This is a genomic window from Mesorhizobium sp. P2_F8 (genome assembly GCF_056403655.1).
In genome coordinates, this window is sequence record NZ_JBFUFB010000016.1 from 33,367 (window position 1) to 56,102 (window position 22,736).

A 22,736-nucleotide genomic window follows, 5' to 3' on the forward strand; every position below is an offset into this window, starting at 1 on the left:
TCGTGTTCGCGCTCCCTTTCTTTCGCCGTGACCTGCCGGCGCTGAAGGGTGACTACGTCATGCTGCGCGTGCCCTTCACGAATGACTATCGCGAATGGGCGGCGGTGCGTGGCGAAAGCCGTGCCTTTCTCGAGCCATGGGAGCCACGCTGGACTCCCGACGAACTCGACCGCACCGCCTGGCGGCTGCGCATCAGCCGCTACCGCGAAGACTATGCGCAGGGAACCGCGATCGCCTTCTTCATCTTCGAAAAGAGCAGCGGCAAGCTGGCGGGCGGCATCACGCTCGGCAACATACGCCATGGCGTCTCGCAAAGCGGCCATGTCGGCTATTGGATCGGCGAGCGCTTTGGCGGTCGTGGCCTGATGACCGACGCGGTCAAGGTGGTGACGCGCTTCGCCTTCGATACGCTGAGGTTGCACCGGATCGAAGCGGCCTGTATTCCCGACAACGCCCGGTCGATCCGCGTGCTTGAAAAAGCCGGATTCCGGCGCGAAGGACTTCTGCGATCCTATCTCAGGATCAACGGCATCTGGCAGGACCACTACCTCTACGCCCGGATCTCGGACGATCCGCCGGGCGCTGGAACGAAGGACTGATCTTGACGAATTTCCTGCGAAACGGGCCGCTGTTCGCCTTTGTCCTCGCGACAATCCTGACGCTGTGCGCGGCATCGTCGGCCTTCGCCGTCGAACCGATCAAGATTGCCCGCGACGACGTCGCGCTCGACCTTTCGGGCGCCGTCGAGATCTACCGGAACCAGGGCGAGAATTTCCAGGTGTCGACCGCTCCCGGACCGGACGGCATCGTGCGGCGCATCGAGGTCGAGGCCAATGATGCGCGTTCGACCGGCGACTGGGCGGTGTTCGCGCTGGCCAACACCACCGACCAGCAGCTCGACCGGCTGATCGTCGCGCCGCATTTCCGACTGGTGAATTCCGGCATCTTCTGGCCCGATCTCGGCTCGACCCGCATCGCCGCCATCACGCCCAGCGAGGGCTTCGCTCTCGACCGCCAGACCAGCCCTGATGCCGACGTATTCCGGGTGACGCTGAACCCGGGCACGGTGATCACCTTCATCGCCGAACTGGCTTCGCCGAAACTGCCGCAGGTCTATTTGTGGGATCCGGAATCCTACAAGGACTCGGTCAATTCCTACACGCTGTTTCGCGGCATCGTCATCGGCATCGCCGGCCTGCTGGCGCTGTTCCTGACCATCCTTTTCGTGGTCAAGGGAACCTCGATGTTCCCGGCGACCGCGGCGCTCGCCTGGGCGGTGCTGGCCTATATCTGCGTCGATTTCGGCTTCCTCAACAAGATCATCGAGATCTCGCCCGGCAACGAGCAGATGTGGCGAGCGGGAACGGAGGTGGCACTGGCGGGAACCTTCGTGGTGTTCCTGTTCGCCTATCTCAACCTCAACCGATGGCACGGCCATTTCAGCTATGGCGCGCTGGTCTGGATCCTTGGACTGCTGCTGATCGCCGGCGTCGCCATCGTCGATCCGGCGGTCGCCGCCGGCATCGCCAGGCTGTCCTTCGCCGCCACCGCGCTGACCGGGCTCGGCCTGATCATCTTCCTCGGCATACGCGGCTACGACCGCGCCATCATGCTGGTGCCCAGTTGGGTCATGGTGCTGTTGTGGCTGTGCGGGTCATGGATGGCGATCACCGGCATGCTCGACAACGACATCGCCCAGCCGGCATTGGGTGGCGGGCTGATCCTGATCATCCTTCTGATCGGCTTCACCGTCATGCAGCACGCCTTTGCCGGCGGCGCGCTGCACCAGGGCCTGTTCTCCGACCTCGAGCGGCAGGCGCTGGCAGTGGCCGGATCGGGCGATACGGTGTGGGACTGGGACGTGCTGCGCGACCGCGTCGTCACCAAGCCCGATGTCAGCATCCAGCTCGGCCTGGCGCCAAACAGCCTTGGCGGTGCCGCGCGCAACTGGCTGCCGGTGCTGCATGCCGACGACCGCGACACCTTCCGCACGACGCTTGACGTGGTGCTGGAACACCGGCGCGGCCGGGTGTCGCAGAACTTCCGCCTGCGTGGTGCCGACGGCCACTATCACTGGTTCTCGCTGCGCGCGCGGCCGGTGATCGGGTCGGACGGCGAAGTCATTCGCTGCGTCGGCACCATGGTCGACGTCACCGAGCAGAAGAAATCCGAGGAGCGCCTGCTGCACGACGCCGTGCACGACAATTTGACCGGGCTGCCGAACCGCGAACTGTTGATGAACCGGCTGGAAGCGGTCATCTCGATCGCCCGCACCGAAGAAAAAGTGCGCCCGACCGTCTTCGTCATCGACATCGACCGTTTCAAGCAGGTCAATGACGGGCTCGGCATCTCGGCCGGCGACACCATCCTTTTGACCATTGCGCGCCGGCTGCACCGGCTGCTCAAGCCGAAGGATTCGCTGTCGCGCTTTGCCGGCGACCAGTTCGCGCTGATGCTGTTGTCCGAGCAGGATCCGTCCCGCATCGCCGCCGTCGCCGACGCCATCAAGCATGCCATCAACAACCCGATCACCTTTGCCAAGCGCGAGATCGTGCTGACCGCATCGATCGGACTGATCACCTGGAACTCGACGCAGATGTCGGCCGAGGACATGGTCAAGGACGCCGAGCTTGCCATGCATCAGGCCAAGCGCTTCGGCGGCGACAGGATCGAGCCGTTCCGCCCGGCCTTCCGCACCGTCGGCACCGACAGGCTGCAGTTCGAATCCGACCTGCGCCGCGCCATCGAACGGCGCGAATTCACGCTCGCCTATCAGCCGATCGTGCGGCTGGAGGATGGCAGCGTCGCCGGCTTCGAGGCCTTGCTGCGCTGGGACCATCCGCGTCGCGGCATGATCCCGCCGGCAGATTTCATCCCGGTCGCTGAAAGCTGCGGGCTGATCGTGCAGCTCGGCCTGTTCGCCATGCAGCAGGCGGCCGAGGACCTTGCCGGATGGCAAAAGCAGATCGGCGACGCGCCGCTGTCGGTCTCGGTCAACCTGTCCAGCCGCCAGCTCATCCGCCGCGACCTGGTCAGCGACGTCCGCTCGGTCATCGCACGCGCCAATCTGAAGCCGCGCTGCTTCCGGCTCGAGCTCACTGAATCGCTGGTGATGGATAATCCCGAGCAGACGGCCCATGTGCTGACCAAGCTGAAACAGCTCGGCATCGGCCTGTCGCTGGACGATTTCGGCACCGGCTATTCCTCACTGGCTTATCTGACGCGTTTTCCCTTCGACACGATCAAGATCGACAAGAGCTTTGTCGACGACAACACCCCCAAACGCGCGGTGCTGCTCAAATCCATGGTCAACATGGCGCATGAACTCGGACTGTCCGTGGTCGCCGAGGGCATTTCGGACGAACGCGACGCGCTGGAACTGCGCCAGATGGGCTGCGAATATGTGCAAAGCTTCATGTTCGGCGCGCCGATGCCGGGCGACCAGGTGCTGAAGACGCTGAAGGAACAGTATCCGCTGACGCAAGCCTGAGACCTCTGTGATGAGGCTCAGGCGTGTCCGGCGGCGAGGCTGAGATGGGCGAGGTCGATGCCGATCGAGGCGAGGATGCGGTCGTATTTGCGCTCGATGTCGGTGTCGAACAGAAGCTCGGCGTTGGCCGGGCAAGTCAGCCAGCCATTCTCGGCGATTTCGGTCTCCAGCTGGCCGGCGCCCCAGCCYGAATAGCCGAGCGCCATCAGCGCGTGACGGGGCCCGCGGCCAGACGAAATGGCGCGCAATATGTCAACGGTCGCGGTCAGGCAGATGTCGTCCGAAACGGTCAGCGACGATTCCACCCGGTAGTCGCCCGAATGCAGCACGAAACCCCGGCTGCGATCGACGGGCCCGCCATTGCGCACGACGAAATCGCGAGCCTGCGCCGGCAAGCGGATCGCTTCCTGTTCGTTCATGATGCCCAGTTGCACGAGCAGATCCGGAAACAGCATCTGCTGTGTCTGGTTGATGATCAGGCCCATCGCGCCTTCATCGCTGTGCGCGCAGACGTAGATGACCGAGCGCGTGAAACGGTCGTCCTTCATGCCGGGCATGGCAATCAGGAACTGATCGTCGAGAAAACCGCGGCTGGCGGCTGTCTTCTTGTGGCGCAACAAGTCCATGACAGCAAAGGTAACGCGTTTCCAAAGCGCCGAAAAGATGCGCCGTGCGGGATTCGACCAAAGCCTATGTGACCAGGCAGAGCATTCTTCCCTCGAGGTCACGCAAATATGATACCGGCAAGGTCATGAAGACATTGCGCGGCCACGAACGGACGATCAAATCACCGCCATGCAAAGCTTGAAAATCCTGCTGCTCGCCGCTGCCACCGGATCGGCAACCGTTCTTCCCGCCGCCGCTTCATCATCGTCGTGGTACAACAGCGAAGGCGGCAAGGTCCGGCTGGTGACCAGCGGTAAGGCCGATGCCGCCGGCCGCATCCAGGGCGTTCTCGACATAGCGCTCAAGCCCGGCTGGAAGACCTACTGGCGTGATCCGGGCGACGCGGGCGTGCCGCCGCAGCTCGACATTTCAGCCAGCACGAATATCGCCGACGCCCAGCTTTCCTTCCCGGCGCCGCAGCGTCATGACGAAGGCTATGGCAAATGGGCAGGCTACGACTACCCGGTTTCGCTGCCGGTCGTCTTCACCCTGTCGGCGGCCAAAGATCCAGCCGTCATCGACGCCGACATCTTTCTCGGCATTTGCGAAACGATCTGCATTCCGGTGCAGACGCGGCTGACCGTCGACCCCGGCTCCGACCCGGACAATGCCGAAGACTCGGCGCTGGTGAAGGCGAGCTTCGCGGCGTTGCCCACACCCGCAAGGTCCGATTTCGGCATCAACGTGCTGCCGGGCGACCACGAGACGCTGGTTGTCGAGGCGAGCTTTCCCGGCGATCCGGAGGCGGCGGATTTCTTTGTCGCCGGCGAGCGAGACTACATGTTCGGCACCCCTGCCCGCAGCGAAAAGGACGGCAAGCTGATCTTCACCGTGCCGATCCTCGACCGCCCTTCGACAACGCCGACGGATGGCGGGCTTCACTATACGCTGACAAGTTCGGCCGGCGCCGTCGAAGGGCTGTTGCCGTTTCCCTAAAGCGCGCCGCATTGAATGGATCCATGCGACGCGCCTTAAGGTCTTCTCATTGTCCATGTCGTAGTCCCAAACCCGCTGCGCACTTTTGGGCGACATGGACTGATGCCGCTCCTTGACGGTTGCAGAGGGCCGTCGAGTTCGCTACGCAATCACACGACCTCCCCCATTTTCCCAGACGAGGAACTCATGACCATTTCCGTTGGCGACAAGCTGCCTGATGTGACCTTCAAGACGATGACCGCCGACGGCGCGAAGCCGATCACGTCGGCCGAGATTTTCACAGGCAAGAAGGTTGTGCTTTTCGGTGTTCCGGGCGCTTTCACGCCGACCTGCAGCAACAACCATTTGCCCGGCTATCTCGAGAACCATGACGCCATCCTGGCACGCGGCGTCGATACCATCGCCGTCGTTTCGGTCAACGACGTCCACGTCATGGGCGCCTGGGCGCGCTTCACAGGCGGGGAAGGCAAGATCCTGTTCCTCGCCGATGGCAGCGGTGACTTCGCCAAGGCGGTCGGCCTCGACAACGACCTTTCCGCAGCCGGCATGGGACTGCGCTCGAAGCGGTTTTCGATGATCGTCGATGACGGCAAGGTCACGGCGCTCAATGTCGAGACCAAGCCCGGCGTCGACGAGTCCGGCGCGGCTCATATTCTGGGACAGCTCTAGAAATATCAGCGACAGCGTTGGGCCAGGGACCGCAAAGTCCCCTCGCCGACAGCTTTGGGGGGACCGCGACCGATGTCTGACATCTTCTGGCGCAGTATCGCGATCGGCATCGGCGCCACGGCGCTGATGGACATCTGGGCGATTTTCCTGAACACGGTGTTTGCCCAGCCACGACCGAACTGGGGCCTGGTCGGCCGCTGGGTGTGGCATCTCAGGGAAGGCAAGGTCTTCCACGACGATATCGGCGATGCAAAGCCGTACGCGCAGGAAGTGGCGCTGGGCTGGGCCTTTCATTATCTTGTCGGCATCGTCTACGGCATCATCCTGGTCGCGCTGGCGGGAACGGCATGGCTGGCGGCGCCAACCTTCCTGCCGGCCTTCATCCTCGGCATCGTCACCGTCGGTGCCGGCTGGTTCCTGCTGGCGCCTGGCATGGGTGCCGGCTGGGCCGCCTCGAAACGGCCCAAACCGATGCAGATCCGCGCCCTCAACCTGGTGTCGCACACGGTGTTCGCGCTCGGGCTTTACGGCACGGCGTTGCTGATCCGCTGAAGCGAAGTTAATCGTCGCGACGCTGCACCGGTGCGTCGATCGGCTGCCATCCGTGGACAAGGCGACGTGCGCCGAGATCGTAGGCGAAGTGGTTGCCGCCGCCCGCCGGCTGATCCGCTTCGCGGCTGATCTGCCGACCGCTGAGGGCGAGCAGCAGCAGCGTTCCGACGCCGCCATGGCCCACGAAGGCAATGTCGCCCGCGTCGGCGGCGCCAAGCACGGCGTCGACCTCGCTCACGATGCGATGCTGCGCATCGATGGCCCGCTCCCATCCGCGAATGCTGTCATGCGGGTTGGCGAAGAACTGGTCCGCGACCGTTTCGAACTCCGGCGGCGGTAAAAACCCCGTCGCCGATCGGTCGTTCTCATGCATCCTTTCCCTCACCTCGATGGCAAGGCCGAGATGCGTTGCGAGGATTTCGGCGGTTTCCAGCGCCTTGCGTTCAGCCGACGACACGATGCGCCGGATTGAGCCGATCCAGGGCTGGTCGAGCATTGCAACCGCTCTCGCTCGTCCGATGTCGGACAACCCCCATTCCGGCACGGGAATGTTGGCATCGACCTGAACCTGGGGATGGGTGACATAGTGGAGGATCGGCACGATCGAGGATCCCTGCCTGAGAGTGCTGACCTGCTCCTGAGTTCAATAACTCTGGGTCGAGCGCCGCGCCTTCGCTGCTACCGGCTGTTTTGCCTGCGCAACTGGCTTCGGCGCAGCAGCGGGTTTGACCGGGCCTTTCTTGAACGGCGCCATGCCTTCACGCGCGAGTTCGTCGGCGCGCTCGTTCTCGGCATGGCCGGCGTGGCCCTTGACCCAGTTCCAGGTCACCTTGTGACGCCTGTTGGCCTCATCCAGCGCCTGCCAGAGCTCACCGTTCTTGACCGGCTTCTTGTCGGCGGTCTTCCAGCCGTTCTTCTTCCAGCCGTGGATCCATTTGGAAATGCCGTCCATGACGTATTTGCTGTCGGTGTGAAGGTCCACCGTGCAGGGTTCCTTCAACGCATTCAGCGCCGAGATGGCGGCGAGAAGCTCCATGCGATTGTTGGTGGTCTCCGCCTCGCCGCCGGAAAGCTCCTTGGTGGTGCCGTTGAAGCGCAGGATCGCGCCCCAGCCGCCAGGGCCGGGATTGCCCGAACAGGCGCCGTCGGTAAAGATCTCAATGTGTTTGCTCATGATACCCCATATCAGGCCAATCCATATTCCGAAGGAGACCTGATCGCCCGATGGAATCGCATCCTCCGGATATATTCGGTCGGATCGCGTTTCATCACCAGCCCGCCATTGGGAACGGTCAACCAGTCGTAGAGCCGGGTCAGCATGAAGCGTAGCGCCGAGCCGCGCGCCAGCATCGGCAGCGCCGCCTTTTCCTGGTCGCTCAGGGGACGCACGCTCTGATAGCCGGCCAACAATGCCTTGCCCTTGGTCAGGTTGAAGGAAAAATCCTTCTCGAAGCACCAGGCGTTGAGGCAGGTGGCGACATCGTAGGCGTAGAGGTCGTCGCAGGCGAAATAGAAGTCGATCAGGCCGGAAAGCTTCTCGCCGAGGAAGAAGACATTGTCCGGGAAAAGATCGGCATGGATGATGCCTTGGGGAAGGTCCTTCGGCCAGTTCCGCTCGAAGTCGCCAAAGTCGGCATCGACCTCGGCCGCAAGGCCCGGCTCAACCTCGTTGGCGCGGTCGCGGGCGGCGTTCCAAAGCTTGCGCCAGCCGTCGATGGCGAGCGCGTTCGGGCGCGTCATCGAGAAATCGGCTCCGGCCAGATGCAGGGCCGCCAGGGCCTTGCCGACCTCGCCGCAATGCGTCGATGTCGGCCGCCGGAGTGAAAGCCCTTCGAGGAATGTGATGATGACCGCCGGCCGGCCGGCGAGCGTGCCGATGACGCTGCCGTCATGCGCGGTCACCGGCAGCGGGCAAGAGACCCCTTTTTTGGCCAGATGACCCATCAGCCCGAGGAAAAACGGCAGATCCGCCTTGTCGACGCGCTTTTCATAGAGCGTCAGGATGTAGGAGCCGCTGGAGGTGTGCAGCAGGAAGTTCGAGTTCTCGGTGCCTTCGGCGATGCCCTTGTAAGACAGGAGATTACCGACCGGATATTGCTTCAGGAATGCGCCGAGTTCGCCTTCGGCAACGTCGGTATAGACCGCCATGTGCCTTACGCGGCTCCATTGACGAAAGCCATGTCGGCTCGCGTCAGTTCGACATCGCGCAGTACCCGCATGACCGGAAAATCCTCCGTTTCCGTGGCCGTGACGGCCAGGTCGATGGTGACGTCGAAGCGCTGGCGGAACGCGTCGATGATCTCGTCGACGATGATCTCCGGCGCCGACGCTCCAGCCGACAGGCCAAGCGTCGAGATGCCGGCGATGTCATTCCACGGAATCTCGGCGGCGCGCTGTACGAGAAGCGACATCGAGGCGCCGGCACGCTCCGCCACTTCGACTAGGCGTCGCGAATTGGAGGAATTGGGCGCGCCGACGATCAGGTAGAGATCAGCGCCGGCCGCGGTTTCCTTGACCGCCTCCTGGCGGTTGGTGGTGGCATAGCAGATCGATTCCGCCGCCGGAGCATGCAATTGCGGAAAACGATCCTGCAAGGCGCGGATGATGCCGGCGGTGTCCTCGACCGACAGTGTGGTCTGGGTAACGAAGCCGAGCGCCTGCGGATCGGCAGGCGAAAGCTTCGCGGCATCAGCCTCGGTCTCGATCAGCGTCACCGCGCCGTCCGGCAGCTGGCCCATGGTGCCGATCACCTCGGGATGTCCGGCATGGCCGATCAGCAGCACATGGCGGCCAAGCCGCTGGTGGCGCATCGCCTGCTTGTGGACCTTCGAGACCAGCGGGCAAGTGGCGTCGAGATAGAAGAGGTTGCGGGCCTGCGCGTCCGCCGGCACCGATTTTGGCACGCCGTGGGCCGAGAACACGACCGGCGACTGCCGATGTTCGGCGGGAATCTCGGAGAGTTCTTCGATGAAGACGGCGCCAAGGCTTTGCAGTCCCTCGACGACGTAACGATTGTGCACGATCTCATGACGGACATAGACCGGCGCGCCATATTTCTTCAGCGCCAGCACGACGATCTGGATGGCGCGGTCGACGCCGGCGCAAAAGCCGCGCGGCTGGCAGAGCCGGATCGTCAGGGGGGGCTTGGTGGTTGTCTGAAGCATTAAATCCTGGCCGGTTGATCAAAGCCGAAATGAGGTGCCTACCCCTGCCCTGTCAAGTGCAAGGGGACGGCGGTCGCCTTCATTCCTCTTTCAAGGGGCGGCGAAGCCGCAGAATGAGCACTGCGGCGAGTGCGGCGGCGAGGCCATACCAAGTCATCGCATATTGCAGGTGGCTGTTCGGCAGATCGATGATGGTGACGCCGCCGACCGGCAAGCCGCCCGGATTCGGCGTCTTGTCGGCGTCGATGAAGATCGGCACCAGCGTGGCGCCCGCCGGCAGCCCAGCGCTCGCTGCCATCGCGTCGCGGTCCTTCCAGTAGAAGATGTTCTTCGCCACGTCGTTGTCGGGAAGCATCATCGACGGCTTTGCCGGCAGCGGATTGCGGGCGAGGCCGGTGACCGTCACCTTGCCCGTCACCTGCCCCTTGGCGCGCTTGCCGGCATCCTTGAGATCGTAGGGTACAAAGCCGCGATTGATCAGCACGAAGCGACCGTCGTCGAGGGCCAGCGGCGTGTAGACGTTGAAGCCGGCTTCGCCTTCCCAGGTGGCGTAGAAATGCCGTTCGCCGGAATGCAGGAAGGTGCCGCTGACGGTCACCGGCGTATAGTCGACGTCGCCGGTCGAGGCGAACTCCCTTTCGACCTCGGCGAGCGGCTGCGGCGCCGAGTGCGTACGCTGGTCGATGGTCTGCAGCAGACCTTCCTTCCAGTGCAGACGCTGGACCTGCCAGGTGCCGAGCGCCAGCAGGATCAAAAACAGCACCAGGCCAAGGCCAAGCAGCAACGCCGTCCTTGGCCGCGAGCGGCCGCCAGCTCTAATGGAAGCCTCGCTCATTCGCCGCGATCCAGCCGGCCCTCGGCCGCCTTGTTGCTGTATTGCAGCGTCAGCAGCACGCCCTTGATCAGCCGAAGCGCCGTCAGGCACAGCGCAACAGCCAGCGGAATCCAGAGCAGCAGATGCAGCCAGAGCGGCGGGCTGAGCGTCACCTCCACCCAGAGCGCCAGGCCGACGATGATGAAACCGATGATCAGGATGACGAAGACCGCCGGTCCGTCGCCGGCATCGGCGTAGGAATAGTCGAGGCCGCAATTGGTGCAGCGCTTGCCAACGGTGAGGAAGCCGGAAAATAGCTGCCCCTCGCCGCAGCGAGGGCAGCGGCCGTGCAAGCCGGCCGAGATTGGATCGATCGGCGGCCAGATCGCCTTGTCGTCGCTCATTGCTTACCGCTCGATCTCGATCGGCGTCCCATCGGCCACCATTGCCCAGATTTCGTCCATGTCGGAGTCCGTAACCGCAATGCAGCCGTCGGTCCAGTCGACCAATTGAAGCAGCCAGCCCCACCAGCCGAAACCGTTTGGCTGGCCGCGGATCATGATCATGCCTCCCGCATCGACATTGCGAGTCTTCGCGGCGGCCAGATCGTCGGCATTGGGATAGGAGATATGGATCGACCTGTGGGCGATGCTGTTCGGGTTGCGCCAGTCGAGGACATAGCGCCCCTCCGGTGTGCGTTGATCGCCCTCCTGGTGCTTGTGCCCAAGCGGATCGCCGCCGAGCGCGATGCTGTAGCTTCGCAGGACCTTGCCGCCGCCAATCAACTCCAGCCGCCGGTCCGACTTGTCGACACGCACCAGATCGACTTTCTCGCCAGCAAGGGCCGGCGCTGTGGCGATCATGCACGCGTAAATGGCATAGAGAAGAGTTAGCCGCATCGGCCATCGATCGGCGATCTTTGCGCCGAAATGAAGAAGGCGGCCACGTCGCCGCGACCGCCTATATTGAGATCCCTGGAGCCTGTTCCATCCCGATGAATCGGGATGGGCTCTATCCCTTTGTTTTGCTCAGGTCGAAATCAGTGAGCTTCGATCACCGCGCCGGCCGATCCCCAGACATAGATCGCTGAGAACAGGAACAGCCAGACAACGTCGACGAAGTGCCAATACCAGGCGGCCGCCTCGAAACCGAAATGCTGCTTGGGGGTGAAATCACCCTTCATCGCCCTGAGCAGGCAGACCAAGAGGAAGATGGTGCCGATGATGACGTGGAAGCCATGGAAGCCGGTCGCCATGAAAAAGGTGGCGCCGTAAATGGAATCCTTGAAGGCGAACGGAGCATGAATGTACTCGTAGGCCTGCACCATGGTGAACAGCATGCCGAGGCCGACGGTCAGCACCAGGCCGTTGATCAGCCCCTTGCGATCGCCATGGATGAGCGAATGGTGCGCCCAGGTGACCGTGGTGCCCGACAGCAGCAGGATGATGGTGTTGTAGAGCGGCAGGTGGAAAGGATCGAGAACCTCCATGCCCTTCGGCGGCCAGACACCGCCGGTAAACGCGGTGCGGGCGTATTGCTGCACCTCGCCCGGAAACAGGCTGGCATCGAAGTAGGCCCAGAACCAGGCGACGAAGAACATCACCTCGGAGGCGATGAACATGATCATGCCATAGCGCAGATGCAGCGACACGACACGCGTGTGATGGCCCTCATGCGCTTCCTTGATCGTGTCCGACCACCAGGCGAACATGGTGTAAAGGACGATCGCAAGGCCGATGAAGAACAGCCACGGGTTGGCGATGTTGAAGCCGAAGATCGGGAAGTCGCCGGCCTTGAGATACTGCATCAGGCAGACACCGCCGATTGCGGTCACCAGCGCGCCGATGGACCCCAGGAACGGCCATGGGCTCGGGTCGACGAGATGGTAGTCATGGTGTGGTTTTGCGTGCGCGTCTGCCATATCAACCCCCGAGATTTGCTTCGGTATTCGAAATTGTCTTGCTGCTGCCTTGGACCGGCACTGATGACGCGACCGGCTTGCTCTTCTCGACCGGGAACATCGTATAGGACAGGGTGATTGTCTTCACGTCCTTCAGTTCCGGTACATTCACGATATCGGGATCCACATAGAACACGACCGGCATGTCCAGCGTCTCACCGGGCTTCAAAGTCGTATCGGTGAAGCAGAAACACTCGACCTTGTTGAAGTAGGGCCCCGCCAGTTCCGGCTGCACATTGAAGGTGGCGCGGCCGGTAACGGGGCGATCGAACTTGTTGGTGGCCTGATAGTGCGCCTGCACGGTCTCGCCGATCTTCATCGTCATCGAACGATCGACCGGCTGGAAATCCCAGGGCACGCCAGCGATGTTGGCGTCGAAACGGACAACGATGTCGCGGTCGAGCACCCGGTTCGCGTATTGTTGCGTGGCGCGCCGCGTGGTGCCGCCATAGCCCGTCGCCTGGCAGAACATCTTGTAGAGCGGCACTGCGGCATAGGCCATGCCGATCATGCCGCCGAAGAAGGCAACGCAGACAAACGCGACGACGCGGTTGGTGTTCTTCCTGCTGGCGGTCACCTGGCTCATCGTGTTCTCACATCGAGCCGGGGTGATGACCGAATTTCACGATCGTCGCGATGTAGAAAATGATCACCAGCACCGCCAGCGCCAGGCCGATGGCGACAGAACGATTGCGTCTGGCTTTCCTCTGCCTCTCGGTCAGCGTGACCAGCTCGAGCTTTTCTTCGATCATGGTCATGCTCCACCCATGGCAAGCGCGCGCTCGACGACGCTGTCGGCGAGATAGGCAGCGAAGATGGCGAAGAGATAGAGCAACGAATAGGCAAACAAGGCCTTAGCCGGCTTCATCACGCGGTCATCGTCGGTCATGCCAAGCACTTTCCACGCGTACCAGACAAAACCCAACCCAAGCAGCACGGCGGCCACGCCATAGACCGGCGTGGTGTAGCCCAGGATCCATGGCAGCACGCCGACCGGCGCCAGCAGCAGCGCATAGGCGAAGATCTGGCGGCGGGTCGAAGCCTGGCCGGCGACGTTCGGCATCATCGGAATGCCGGCGCGGGCATAGTCTTCGGACTTGAACAGCGCCAGCGCCCAGAAATGCGGCGGCGTCCACAGGAAGATGATCAGGAACAGGACAAAGCTTTCCAGGCTGACGCTTCCGGTTACCGCGGCCCAGCCGATAACAGGCGGAATGGCACCGGCGGCGCCGCCGATGACGATGTTTTGCGGCGTCCAGCGCTTGAGCCACATTGTATAGACGACGGCATAGAAGAAGATGGTGAAGGCCAAAAGCGTCGCCGACAGCCAGTTGACCAGCACGCCCAGCGTCATCACTGACAGGACTGACAGAACCAGCCCGAAACTCAGCGCTTCGCCAGGCCGGATGCGGCCTGCCGGCACCGGACGAGAGGCGGTGCGCGTCATCACCGCGTCGATGTCGGCATCGTACCACATGTTGAGCGCGCCGGAGGCCCCGGCGCCGATGGCGATCGACAGGATGGCGATCACCGCCAGCAACGGATTGATGGTCACCGGAGCCGCGACCAATCCGACGAAGGCGGTGAACACCACCAGCGACATGACGCGCGGCTTCAGCAGGGCGAAGAAATCGCCCGCCGTCGCTTCCGACATGCGGAAGCCCGCTTCGTCAATGCTGGTTTCGTCGACTAGGGCCATGCGTACTCAAATCCATCGTTCCGTTTGGCCAAAACCGCCGGCAGGCCGGCGGTTTCGATTCCATGGAGGCTGCCGCCTTACTTGATCTTCGGCAGCTGCTCCCACTGGTGGAAGGGCGGCGGCGAAGGCAGCTGCCATTCCAGTGTCGTGGCGCCTTCGCCCCACGGATTGGCACCGGCGACCCGCTTCTTCTGGAAAGCCTCGAACACGCCGTAGAGGAAGATCGCCACGCCGACGGCCGAGATATACGAGCCGTAGGACGACACCATGTTCCAGCCGGCAAACGCGTCGGGATAGTCGATGGTGCGGCGCGGCATGCCGGCAAGGCCGAGGAAATGCTGCGGGAAGAAGATCAGGTTGACGCCGACGAAGGTGACCCAGAAATGGGTGTTGGCGATGGCGAAGGAATACATGTAGCCGGTCATCTTCGGGAACCAGTAGTACCAGCCGGCGAAGATGGCGAAGACCGCGCCCAGCGACAGCACGTAGTGGAAGTGCGCGATCACGAAATAAGTGTCGTGCAGCGAGCGGTCGAGACCCGCATTGGCCAGCTGGACGCCGGTGACGCCGCCAATCGTGAACAGGAAGATGAAGCCCAGGGCCCACAGCATCGGCGGCTTCAACGAGATCGATCCGCCCCACATCGTGGCGATCCAGGAGAAGATCTTCACGCCGGTCGGCACCGCGATGACCATCGTGGCGAAGACGAAGTAGCGTTGCGTGTCGAGCGACAGGCCGGTTGTGTACATGTGGTGGGCCCAGACGATGAAGCCGACCGCGCCGATGGCGACCATCGCGTAAGCCATGCCGAGGTAGCCGAACACCGGCTTCTTCGAGAAGGTCGAGACGATGTGGCTGATGATGCCGAAGCCCGGCAGGATCAGGATGTAGACCTCAGGGTGACCGAAGAACCAGAACAGGTGCTGGAACAGGATCGGATCGCCGCCGCCGTCGGGCGCGAAGAAGGTCGTGCCGAAGTTGCGGTCGGTCAGGAGCATGGTGATGCCGCCGGCAAGCACCGGGAGTGACAACAGCAGCAGGAAAGCGGTGACCAGCACCGACCAGGCGAACAGCGGCATCTTGTGCATCGTCATGCCGGGCGCACGCATGTTGAAGATGGTGGTGATGAAGTTGATGGCGCCAAGGATCGACGAGGCACCGGCAATGTGGATCGACAGGATCGCCAGATCCATCGCCGGCCCGGGCTGGCCCGAAGTCGACAGCGGCGGATAAAGCGTCCAGCCGCCACCGACGCCAAAGGCGCCAGGCGCGCTCGGCATGAAGGCCGAGGCGATCAGAAGCAGGAAGGCCGGCGGCAGCAGCCAGAACGAGATGTTGTTCATGCGCGGGAAGGCCATGTCAGGCGCACCGATCATGATCGGCACCATCCAGTTGGCAAAACCGCCGATCAGGGCCGGCATGACCATGAAGAAGATCATGATCAGCGCGTGCGCGGTGGCGAAGGCGTTGTACATGCTCTTGCCGCCGTCGATCGCGGCGTCACCGTTCATGCCGTAGACCATTTGCGCGAGGCCGCTGAAAATCTGGATCCCCGGCTCCTGCAGCTCCATGCGGATGGCGACCGACAAGGCACCGCCGACGATGCCGGCGAAGATCGCGAAGATCAGATAGAGCGTGCCGATGTCCTTGTGGTTGGTGGAATACACCCACCGGACCCAGCCGTGATACGGCTTGTGGTCGTGGTCGTCGTGAGCTGCAGCGTCTGCCATGTTCCGCTCCGTTCCCTGATCTTTTATTGGCCGCGGCATCAGTTGCCGGCGGCCGCTACCTTGTTCTGGCCGTCGACCTCAGCCATCAGCGCCTTGTTGGCCCCGGGCAGGTTGGTCTTGGCTTCCGCCAGCCAGCTTTTGAATTGCGCATCGGAGACGACGCGGATGGCGATCGGCATGAAAGCATGATCCTTGCCGCAGAGCTGCGAGCACTGGCCATAGTAGAGGCCTTCCTTGTCGGCCTTGAACCAGGTCTCGTTGGTGCGACCGGGAACCGCGTCCATCTTGATGCCGAACGACGGCATGGCGAAGGAGTGGATCACGTCTGTTGCGGTCACCAGGACGCGGGTCATGGTGTTGACCGGCACAACCATCTCGTTGTCGACGGCGAGCAGGCGCGGATAGATCTTGCGATCTTCCTTGCCCGCAGCTGCCCGGTCGGCTTCCTGCAGGATCGCGGAGTTGAAGGAAATCGTGTTCTCGGTTTGGTATTCGTAGTCCCAGTTCCACTGGTTGCCGGTCGCCTTGACGGTCAGCTTTGCGTCTTCCGGCGGCGTGTATTGCGCCGTCAGCAGCTGGAACGAAGGAATGGCGATGCAGAGCAGGATGACGACCGGGCCGACGGTCCAGATCACCTCGATCAGCGTGTTGTGGCTGGTCTTGGAGGGAACAGGGTTCACGCTCGCGCGGAATTTGAGGATGCAATACGCAAGCAGGCACAGCACCAGTATGGTGATCGGGACGATGAACCACATCGTGTAGTTCCCGAACCACTCGATCTGCCGCATCATATCGGTCGCCGGCGCCTGGAAGCCGGTCTCCCAGTCCCTGGGCTGATCGGCATGGGCGGATGCGCCGGCGAAAAACGTGGCAGCGGCACTTGCGCCTGCTAGGAATTTTCTCATCGCCCTCATCGTCTCCCAGTTCCTCGAGGCTGTGCCCACGAGAATATCGAACAATGCCAGGACGGGAATCCCGACAGTCTCAAGGTGGTTCAAACCATACTCTTTTTCCCTCCGCAAGAAAGGAGCGGGCGAAACCGTGCGGCATTTTTGCGCGCAAGCCCGGATGTGCCTTTCAAGGCAACGGCAACGGTCCCGAATCGCATATGATCGACCATGGCCACATTCCTGCGGGCCGGGCGTGCCGACCGTCGCAATTCGGGCGAAATTGGCTAGGAAAAGCGCCGTATTGGCTGTTTCGGGACAGACCGGTTGCGGTCTCGTCCTTTACTTGGCTTTGGCGCGGCTTAAAGTGCCGTGATTCGCAATGGAGCCGTCATGAACTCTTGGCTTTCGAGACTTGCGCTTTTGGGAATCTTGGCGCTTTCGAGAATCTTGGCGCTTTCGAGAATCTTGGCAAAGGTCATCTTTCTCGCCGCGTTGTCCGCAATCGGCCCGTCCGTTATCGGCCAGCCCGTTGTCGGCTTGTCCAGCCAGGCCAATGCCGCGCAGCCGAGCGGCACCGTCCGCTCGACGCATGGCGCGTGGTCGATCATCTGCGACACGCCGGCCGGCGCCACCTCCGAGCAATGCGTGATGATGCAGAACGTCGTCGCCGAGGACCGTCCAGAGATGGGGCTGTCGGTGGTCGTGCTGCGCACAGCCGACAACAAGGCGGAGATCCTGCGCGTGCTGGCGCCGCTCGGCGTGCTTTTGCCCAACGGTCTTGGCCTCAACGTCGACGGCAAGGACATCGGCCGCGCCTATTTCGTGCGCTGCTTCCAGGATGGCTGCTATGCCGAAGTCATTCTCGAAAAGCCGCTGCTCGACACGCTGAAGACCGGCACATCGGCCACCTTCATCGTCTTCCAGACCCCGGAAGAAGGCATCGGCATCCCCGTCGACCTCAAGGGTTTCGCCGACGGTTTCGCCGCCCTGCCCTGAGACCTCGGCGCTTGCGACGGATCCAACGTCGACGTCACATTTGGTTGATGAAGTCGTCGATGTCACTGGCCATTGAACCCCAGTTCGAGAACTGTTCCTCAAGGTTGGCCGTGGTGATGCCGCCAAGAAGCTGACATCCATCCTGACGGGCTGTCGACAATCGCATTTGTCTTCACAATGCGGCCGGGCGATTGTCTCGGCGCCTCTTCGCGCCTACATCGTGGCAAAGAAGCATTCCTCCTGTGAACGGACGCGCCATGAACAGCCTGATCGGCCAATTCGACATTTCAGACGATCGCATCAAGCAGATCGTCACTGAGACCATCAATGGCGCCGACGACGGCGAACTGTTTCTCGAATACAGCGAGAGCGAAGCGCTGATGTTCGACAACGGCCGGCTGAAGACCGCCAACTTCAACACCGACCAAGGGTTTGGCCTGCGCGCCGTTGCTGGCGAAGCCAGCGGCTATGCCCATTCCAGCGACCTTTCCGAGGCCTCGCTGCTGCGCGCCGCCGACGCTGTTTCAACCGTCAAGGGCGGCTATTCCGGCACGCTGGCCGCGGCGCCGGCCCGCACCAACCGCCATCTCTATGGCGAAGAGAATCCGATCCCCTCCCCCTCCTTCGAGGTCAAGGCAAAGCTGCTGCAGGAAATCGACGCCTGGCTGCGCGCCGAGGATCCTCGCGTGCGCCAGGTTTCTGCCTCGCTGTCCTCATCCTGGCAGCATGTCGAGATCGTGCGCGCCGATGGCCAGGTTGTGCGCGACATCCGCCCGCAGGTCCGCGTCCACGTTTCTGTCGTCGTCGGCGATGGCGACCGCCAGGAGAGCGGCTCCTACGGCATGGGCGGACGCAAGGCCTTCGGCGACTTCCTTGTCGAGGACAGCTGGAAGCACGCCGCCAAGGAGGCGCTGAGGCAAGCGCTGGTCAATCTCGAGGCCATACCGGCGCCGGCTGGCACCTTCGACATCGTGCTGTCCAGCGGCTGGCCGGGCGTCATGCTGCACGAGGCCGTCGGCCATGGGCTCGAAGGTGACTTCAACCGCAAGAAGACCTCAGCCTTCGCCGGCCTGATGGGCCAGCAGGTCGCCGCCAAGGGGGTGACCGTCGTCGACGACGGCACCATGCCGGAGCGGCGCGGGTCGCTCACCGTCGACGATGAAGGAACCCCGACGGCCCGCAACGTGCTGATCGAGGACGGCAGACTGGTTGGCTACATGCAGGATCGCCAGAACGCACGGCTGATGGGCATGACTGCGACAGGCAACGGCCGGCGCGAAGGCTACGCCCACCAGCCGATGCCGCGCATGACCAACACCTTCATGACGGCGGGCGACAGGGAGCCGGGCGAAATCATCGCCTCGGTCAAGAACGGTATCTATGCCGTCTCCTTCGGCGGCGGTCAGGTCGACATCACCTCGGGCAAGTTCGTGTTCGGCTGCACCGAGGCCTACATGATCGAGAACGGCAAGGTGACGCAGCCGATCAAGGGCGCGATGCTGATCGGCAATGGGCCGGACGCCATGCACCGTGTTTCCATGATCGGCAACGACATGCAGCTCGATACCGGCATCGGCATGTGCGGCAAGGGCGGACAGGGCGTCCCGGTCGGCGTCGGCCAACCGCATCTCCGAATGAACCAGATGACGGTGGGCGGCACGCGGGTTTGAATGATCGGCATATCCCAGAAACATCGCCATCCAAGCGGTGTTTTCCGGGGTGCAGCCGACCATGCCCCAGAGCCAAGATCTTCATCCTGACAGGCGCCGGCATTTCGGCGGAATCGGGTGCCGCAATGTTGCTCGACTCTGTGGAGGTCTGGGCCAAAGACGGCCCATTCCAGCCGAATCCATGTCGGCACCTTGAAGCGAACACAATCCACGTTAAGAAATTATTAAGTCTCTAACTGCCTGGGCTGCCTTTTGCGCACGAACGCAGCACCAGCTTCCTGGTTGCGGCGGTGTTTTGGCAATGCGGCATGTCCCCGGCGTTCTCACTTCCTCTTTCCTACTTGGCTTCGTTTCATTGATTGGTGCGACATCGCTGCAGGCCAGTCCGGCGGAAGCACAGTCGACATTGTTCAAGTCGCGATCGACGCAATCTTCCCTGCAAGGGCTGCGCTCTGCCACCGTCGGTGCAAGCACCAGCGTCCCCTACGGTTGGGTCGATTTCTGCCATCGCCGACCAAAAGAGTGCAAGGTGCCCGCTCTGCCTGCCGCGAATGTCAAGCTGACCGCGCAGAACCTGCGCATCCTCAGCGGATAAATCAGAAGGCGAACAGCTTCATCAAACCGGTCAGCAATTTCGACCACTGGGGCACGATGGTGGACCATTGGGATTACCCCGTGGACGGCAAGGGCGACTGCAAGATCTACGCCCTCTACAAGCGCAAGCTTCTTCTGGAGGCGGGATTCCCCCGGCAGGCGCTGCTGATGACCGTGGTGCGCGACCTGGACAATGAAGGCCACACCATCCTGACGGTGAAAACCGACAAGGGCGATCTTGTCCTGGACAATCTGGTGGATGAGATCAGACCTTGGAATGCGACGGGCTATTACTTCCTCAAACGCCAGTCCCAACAGAACCCAAACACATGGGTGTCGATCAACCAACGGGGCGGCACGTCGAAAACCCTTACGAATGTTTCCAAGCTGGTAGACTGAGCGGCCTGCCAGACCAGAGCGCTTCAGCTTTTTGAAGGTTCGGTGCCCGGCGACCGGCGGGCAATCCCTGCCTCACTCCTGCCTACTGCTTGCATGGAGGCTCGCCCGGGTGTCCGCAGGCAGGCTTCTTGTTGCCTCGCGGCGGCTGCTGATTGGGCTGCTGTTGCGGCGGACGCCGCTCCTGGACCTGGGGCCTGGGCTGAGCATGGAACTCCGGCTTCTGCGGCTTGGAGAACACCCTCACGTTCGGCTTCTCCTGCAGCTTGAGTTGGCGCTGCGGATTCTCGTTCGGCTTGTTGACCTTGAAATTCCGCTGGACGTTGACTTGCGGGCCGGCGGAACCTCCACCGCCGTTCTGCGGCTTGCGGAACTTCTTGTTCCCGTTTCCCGGAGCCTGATCGCTCGGTCCGACAACGGCCTGGCCGGCGGACAGATCCTTGCGCGTCAACTTCTTCGGCTTGCCGCCACCCTGGTCGGAGAAGACAGCTGGATTGTTCTTCTTGATCCTCTCCTGCACGTTCGGGCGCTGCCCGGCCGGTGCACCGTTGACGGTCGGCAGCTTGTTGAGCTTGCCGTTCTTGCCCTGCCCATTGCCGGCTCCGTTCTGCCGGCCATTGCCCTGTCCGGTAACGGCAGCGCCGGCATTTCCCGTAGCCTGCTGGTTGCCGCCCGAGGTGCCTTGCTTGCCAAGCAGCTTCTTGGACTTGTTGTTGGGCAAATTTTTGTTGTTTGGCAAATTCTGGCCTTTGAGCACCGGCGGTTTGCCGTTGACGAGTGGCAGCGTCTTGCCGTTCGCTCCCGGCAGGGTGTGATCAGTTGAGAGCGTCTTCGAGACCGGCTTTGCGCCGGGAGGCTGCCGGCCTTGCGTCACACCCTGACCGAGTTTGCCCGGAGCGGCAGGGTTCTGGTTAGAGAGCACGGCCTTCTTATGCAGCAGCGGCGGCAGCGCCACCTTGGTCGCGAGCGCTGCGGCGCCCAGTCCAACAGCGGCGCCGGTCAGCTTCTGGCCGGTGGTGAGGCCGCCGCCCTGCCCTGCCTGATTGTTCTCGGTATTGATCGTCGTGTTGTTGATGACGGTCGTGTTGTGGATGTTGTTGAAGATGACGTTGTCGGGCGGCGGCGCAATGTTGTGCGGCGGGTTGACCCACACCGGCACCGGCACGAAGACCGGCACCGGCAGGACAAAGACATCGACTGCCGGCCGCGGCGGCGCCAACACGACAAAATCCGGCGGAGGCGGCGGCAGGAAGATCACCGCGACAGGCGGTGGTGGCTCGAAGTCGAAATCGGGATCGTCGAAATAGAGCACGGGCCGGTCGACATAGATGATCTCTTCCGGTGGCGGCGGCGGTATGTCGTAGTCATAGACKGCAAAATCCTCCGGCGGCTCCAGCGCTGCGTCGAAATGCTCCAGACGGCGGCGGGCATCCCAGGCATGCGGGCCGTGCGGATAGCGATCGAGGTAGGACCAGTAGGCTTCCGGGGTGTCCCGGAGCCAGGTTTCGCGCCAAGTAATTGCTTCGCGCCGAGCAGCGATGATGGCACGCACGCGCTTGGCCATTGGATCGCGCGGGTAGGCGCCGACGAAATCCTCGTAACCGCTGAGCGTGTCGCGGTCGAGGGCCGCGACATAGGCGTCGCGGGCGTCGAAGTCGCGGATCTCTCTGGTCCGGTTGGCTTGGGACTCAGCCTCCGAGACCCTGGGCGCGGGCGCGTCCGGAGCCCGGTCGAAGAAGACGAAGGGCGCCGTGATCTTTGAGGCGCTCCACGGAACTTCCGCGCCCTGGGTCACCTCGTTGACGCGCAGGCGCGTGCGATCGAAGACATCGTCAAGCGGCAGGCCGCCTTCGCGCATCATCTCCGCCAGCGCCTGGGCAAAGGCACCGTATGGACCTTTGCCTTCAGGCGCGACCGTACCCGGGGCGGCATTGAACGCAACAAGCATGTTCGGATCGGGATCGACCAGTGCGAGACCTCCGGCCAGCGGCCGGTTCGTCTGCGGGAATGCATTCGGCCGCGCCGCATCGAGCACGACGATATTGACCTTCGTCGGCAGTCCAGCCAGCGACTTGGTGACATCGGAGAGCCGCATCCCCTGAAGCGGGACGTCGGTTGGATTGGCGATCTGGGCATCGACAGGCAAGAAGTAATTCTCGCCTTCGAACTGTACGCCATGGCCGGCGAGATAGATGAAGACGACCGCGTCGGGACCGGCAGCAGAAACCTTGCCAAGGAAATCGCGCAGCGCGCCGCGCAGCGATTCCTGGTCGACGTCGCGGGCACCGACAACATCGAACCCTGCTGCCTGCAAGGTCTGGCCGATCAGCCCGGCATCATTGGCGGGCGTCGCTAGCGCACTAGACGGATAGGCCGCATTGCCGATGACGAAAGCGAGGCGTTTTTCGCCCTGCGCGAGGGCACCGGTCACCGAAGCGGCCACGAAAATGAAGAGGAGGAAGAAGCCTAGGAATTTCTGGAGCGTCCGCATTTCTGGCCACCAAGTATGG

Annotated in this window: 24 protein-coding genes; 9 read left to right on the plus strand and 15 right to left on the minus strand. The window is 62.7% G+C overall.

The window, feature by feature from the left end:
* The first annotated feature begins 2 nt into the window (after positions 1-2).
* Positions 3-599, plus strand: coding sequence for a GNAT family N-acetyltransferase (locus AC1DZP_RS29810; RefSeq protein ID WP_457155230.1), 597 nt, complete (start codon positions 3-5; stop codon positions 597-599).
* 2 nt (positions 600-601) lie between these two features.
* Positions 602-3,490 (plus strand): EAL domain-containing protein, encoded by a 2,889-nt coding sequence (locus tag AC1DZP_RS29815; protein ID WP_095091946.1) that lies wholly within the window; start codon positions 602-604, stop codon positions 3,488-3,490.
* A gap of 17 nt (positions 3,491-3,507) precedes the next feature.
* Here AC1DZP_RS29815 and AC1DZP_RS29820 read toward each other — a convergent pair whose 3' ends face one another.
* Positions 3,508-4,116 (minus strand): YqgE/AlgH family protein, encoded by a 609-nt coding sequence (locus AC1DZP_RS29820; protein ID WP_091576862.1) that lies wholly within the window; start codon positions 4,114-4,116, stop codon positions 3,508-3,510.
* 169 nt (positions 4,117-4,285) lie between these two features.
* On the opposite strand from AC1DZP_RS29820, the gene AC1DZP_RS29825 reads away from it, so the two are divergent.
* The 3 genes from AC1DZP_RS29825 to AC1DZP_RS29835 all read left to right on the plus strand — a co-directional run bounded on the left by AC1DZP_RS29825 (position 4,286) and on the right by AC1DZP_RS29835 (position 6,313).
* Complete coding sequence (locus tag AC1DZP_RS29825; RefSeq protein ID WP_477307352.1) at positions 4,286-5,092, plus strand: protein-disulfide reductase DsbD domain-containing protein; 807 nt, start codon at positions 4,286-4,288, stop codon at positions 5,090-5,092.
* A gap of 186 nt (positions 5,093-5,278) precedes the next feature.
* The gene (locus AC1DZP_RS29830; RefSeq protein ID WP_477307354.1) at positions 5,279-5,761 is read left to right on the plus strand and encodes a redoxin family protein; all 483 of its coding nucleotides are present in this window, start codon (positions 5,279-5,281) and stop codon (positions 5,759-5,761) included.
* 72 nt (positions 5,762-5,833) lie between these two features.
* Complete coding sequence (locus AC1DZP_RS29835; protein ID WP_477307356.1) at positions 5,834-6,313, plus strand: DUF2938 domain-containing protein; 480 nt, start codon at positions 5,834-5,836, stop codon at positions 6,311-6,313.
* A 7-nt stretch (positions 6,314-6,320) separates the two neighbouring features.
* Here the strand turns inward: AC1DZP_RS29835 and AC1DZP_RS29840 are convergent, their stop codons facing one another.
* The 13 genes from AC1DZP_RS29840 to coxB form a co-directional block, all read right to left on the minus strand.
* Positions 6,321-6,914: a histidine phosphatase family protein gene (locus AC1DZP_RS29840; protein WP_477307358.1), complete on the minus strand. Its 594-nt coding sequence runs from the start codon at positions 6,912-6,914 to the stop codon at positions 6,321-6,323.
* A 42-nt stretch (positions 6,915-6,956) separates the two neighbouring features.
* Positions 6,957-7,487, minus strand: coding sequence for a ribonuclease HI (rnhA, locus tag AC1DZP_RS29845; protein ID WP_477307360.1), 531 nt, complete (start codon positions 7,485-7,487; stop codon positions 6,957-6,959).
* A gap of 11 nt (positions 7,488-7,498) precedes the next feature.
* On the minus strand, positions 7,499-8,461 hold the full coding sequence (locus AC1DZP_RS29850; RefSeq protein WP_477307362.1) for a homoserine kinase: 963 nt from the start codon (positions 8,459-8,461) through the stop codon (positions 7,499-7,501).
* A gap of 5 nt (positions 8,462-8,466) precedes the next feature.
* The gene (ispH, locus tag AC1DZP_RS29855; RefSeq protein WP_457154415.1) at positions 8,467-9,477 is read right to left on the minus strand and encodes a 4-hydroxy-3-methylbut-2-enyl diphosphate reductase; all 1,011 of its coding nucleotides are present in this window, start codon (positions 9,475-9,477) and stop codon (positions 8,467-8,469) included.
* 79 nt (positions 9,478-9,556) lie between these two features.
* A complete protein-coding gene (locus AC1DZP_RS29860; RefSeq protein WP_167392429.1) occupies positions 9,557-10,312 on the minus strand; it encodes an SURF1 family protein in 756 nt (251 codons plus the stop codon).
* Positions 10,309-10,695, minus strand: a complete 387-nt coding sequence (locus AC1DZP_RS29865) for a DUF983 domain-containing protein (RefSeq protein ID WP_477307364.1) — start codon at positions 10,693-10,695, stop codon at positions 10,309-10,311. Before AC1DZP_RS29865 ends, AC1DZP_RS29860 begins: the two co-directional genes overlap by 4 nt.
* 3 nt (positions 10,696-10,698) lie before the next feature.
* Positions 10,699-11,190, minus strand: a complete 492-nt coding sequence (locus tag AC1DZP_RS29870; protein WP_477307366.1) for a L,D-transpeptidase family protein — start codon at positions 11,188-11,190, stop codon at positions 10,699-10,701.
* A gap of 140 nt (positions 11,191-11,330) precedes the next feature.
* On the minus strand, positions 11,331-12,212 hold the full coding sequence (locus AC1DZP_RS29875; RefSeq protein WP_095091935.1) for a cytochrome c oxidase subunit 3: 882 nt from the start codon (positions 12,210-12,212) through the stop codon (positions 11,331-11,333).
* A 1-nt stretch (position 12,213) separates the two neighbouring features.
* Positions 12,214-12,837, minus strand: a complete 624-nt coding sequence (locus AC1DZP_RS29880) for a cytochrome c oxidase assembly protein (RefSeq protein ID WP_477307368.1) — start codon at positions 12,835-12,837, stop codon at positions 12,214-12,216.
* Between the two features lie 7 nt (positions 12,838-12,844).
* Entirely contained in the window at positions 12,845-13,003 is a 159-nt protein-coding gene (locus tag AC1DZP_RS29885) for a hypothetical protein (RefSeq protein WP_095091991.1), read from the minus strand.
* Between the two features lie 2 nt (positions 13,004-13,005).
* The gene (locus AC1DZP_RS29890; protein WP_457154103.1) at positions 13,006-13,950 is read right to left on the minus strand and encodes a heme o synthase; all 945 of its coding nucleotides are present in this window, start codon (positions 13,948-13,950) and stop codon (positions 13,006-13,008) included.
* 77 nt (positions 13,951-14,027) lie between these two features.
* A complete protein-coding gene (ctaD, locus tag AC1DZP_RS29895; RefSeq protein ID WP_095091932.1) occupies positions 14,028-15,680 on the minus strand; it encodes a cytochrome c oxidase subunit I in 1,653 nt (550 codons plus the stop codon).
* Positions 15,681-15,718: 38 nt separating this feature from the next.
* On the minus strand, positions 15,719-16,585 hold the full coding sequence (gene coxB / locus AC1DZP_RS29900) for a cytochrome c oxidase subunit II (protein WP_477307370.1): 867 nt from the start codon (positions 16,583-16,585) through the stop codon (positions 15,719-15,721).
* A gap of 375 nt (positions 16,586-16,960) precedes the next feature.
* On the opposite strand from coxB, the gene AC1DZP_RS29905 reads away from it, so the two are divergent.
* From AC1DZP_RS29905 to AC1DZP_RS29920, 4 genes are all read left to right on the plus strand, one after another.
* Complete coding sequence (locus tag AC1DZP_RS29905) at positions 16,961-17,566, plus strand: invasion associated locus B family protein (RefSeq protein WP_477307372.1); 606 nt, start codon at positions 16,961-16,963, stop codon at positions 17,564-17,566.
* 257 nt (positions 17,567-17,823) lie between these two features.
* A complete protein-coding gene (tldD, locus tag AC1DZP_RS29910; RefSeq protein WP_477307374.1) occupies positions 17,824-19,236 on the plus strand; it encodes a metalloprotease TldD in 1,413 nt (470 codons plus the stop codon).
* A 301-nt stretch (positions 19,237-19,537) separates the two neighbouring features.
* Positions 19,538-19,831: a hypothetical protein gene (locus AC1DZP_RS29915; RefSeq protein ID WP_477307436.1), complete on the plus strand. Its 294-nt coding sequence runs from the start codon at positions 19,538-19,540 to the stop codon at positions 19,829-19,831.
* A complete protein-coding gene (locus AC1DZP_RS29920) occupies positions 19,759-20,229 on the plus strand; it encodes a transglutaminase-like cysteine peptidase (RefSeq protein WP_477307376.1) in 471 nt (156 codons plus the stop codon). The genes AC1DZP_RS29915 and AC1DZP_RS29920 overlap by 73 nt, the downstream gene beginning before the upstream one ends.
* Positions 20,230-20,311: 82 nt before the next feature.
* Here AC1DZP_RS29920 and AC1DZP_RS29925 read toward each other — a convergent pair whose 3' ends face one another.
* Positions 20,312-22,717: a caspase family protein gene (locus AC1DZP_RS29925; protein WP_477307378.1), complete on the minus strand. Its 2,406-nt coding sequence runs from the start codon at positions 22,715-22,717 to the stop codon at positions 20,312-20,314.
* Positions 22,718-22,736: the final 19 nt, after the last annotated feature.

Excerpts from the sequence above, each read along its gene's own strand:
- AC1DZP_RS29885 (WP_095091991.1), bottom strand. The coding sequence starts at position 13,003 with ATGATCGAAGAAAAGCTCGAGCTGGTCACGCTGACCGAGAGGCAGAGG.
- AC1DZP_RS29880 (WP_477307368.1), bottom strand. The coding sequence starts at position 12,837 with ATGAGCCAGGTGACCGCCAGCAGGAAGAACACCAACCGCGTCGTCGCG.
- AC1DZP_RS29860 (WP_167392429.1), bottom strand. The coding sequence starts at position 10,312 with ATGAGCGAGGCTTCCATTAGAGCTGGCGGCCGCTCGCGGCCAAGGACG.
- coxB (WP_477307370.1), bottom strand. The coding sequence starts at position 16,585 with ATGAGAAAATTCCTAGCAGGCGCAAGTGCCGCTGCCACGTTTTTCGCC.
- AC1DZP_RS29865 (WP_477307364.1), bottom strand. The coding sequence starts at position 10,695 with ATGAGCGACGACAAGGCGATCTGGCCGCCGATCGATCCAATCTCGGCC.
- tldD (WP_477307374.1), top strand. The coding sequence starts at position 17,824 with ATGAACAGCCTGATCGGCCAATTCGACATTTCAGACGATCGCATCAAG.
- AC1DZP_RS29890 (WP_457154103.1), bottom strand. The coding sequence starts at position 13,950 with ATGGCCCTAGTCGACGAAACCAGCATTGACGAAGCGGGCTTCCGCATG.
- AC1DZP_RS29875 (WP_095091935.1), bottom strand. The coding sequence starts at position 12,212 with ATGGCAGACGCGCACGCAAAACCACACCATGACTACCATCTCGTCGAC.
- AC1DZP_RS29835 (WP_477307356.1), top strand. The coding sequence starts at position 5,834 with ATGTCTGACATCTTCTGGCGCAGTATCGCGATCGGCATCGGCGCCACG.
- AC1DZP_RS29850 (WP_477307362.1), bottom strand. The coding sequence starts at position 8,461 with ATGGCGGTCTATACCGACGTTGCCGAAGGCGAACTCGGCGCATTCCTG.
- ispH (WP_457154415.1), bottom strand. The coding sequence starts at position 9,477 with ATGCTTCAGACAACCACCAAGCCCCCCCTGACGATCCGGCTCTGCCAG.
- AC1DZP_RS29915 (WP_477307436.1), top strand. The coding sequence starts at position 19,538 with ATGCGGCATGTCCCCGGCGTTCTCACTTCCTCTTTCCTACTTGGCTTC.
- AC1DZP_RS29830 (WP_477307354.1), top strand. The coding sequence starts at position 5,279 with ATGACCATTTCCGTTGGCGACAAGCTGCCTGATGTGACCTTCAAGACG.
- ctaD (WP_095091932.1), bottom strand. The coding sequence starts at position 15,680 with ATGGCAGACGCTGCAGCTCACGACGACCACGACCACAAGCCGTATCAC.
- AC1DZP_RS29870 (WP_477307366.1), bottom strand. The coding sequence starts at position 11,190 with ATGCGGCTAACTCTTCTCTATGCCATTTACGCGTGCATGATCGCCACA.
- AC1DZP_RS29905 (WP_477307372.1), top strand. The coding sequence starts at position 16,961 with ATGAACTCTTGGCTTTCGAGACTTGCGCTTTTGGGAATCTTGGCGCTT.
- AC1DZP_RS29825 (WP_477307352.1), top strand. The coding sequence starts at position 4,286 with ATGCAAAGCTTGAAAATCCTGCTGCTCGCCGCTGCCACCGGATCGGCA.
- rnhA (WP_477307360.1), bottom strand. The coding sequence starts at position 7,487 with ATGAGCAAACACATTGAGATCTTTACCGACGGCGCCTGTTCGGGCAAT.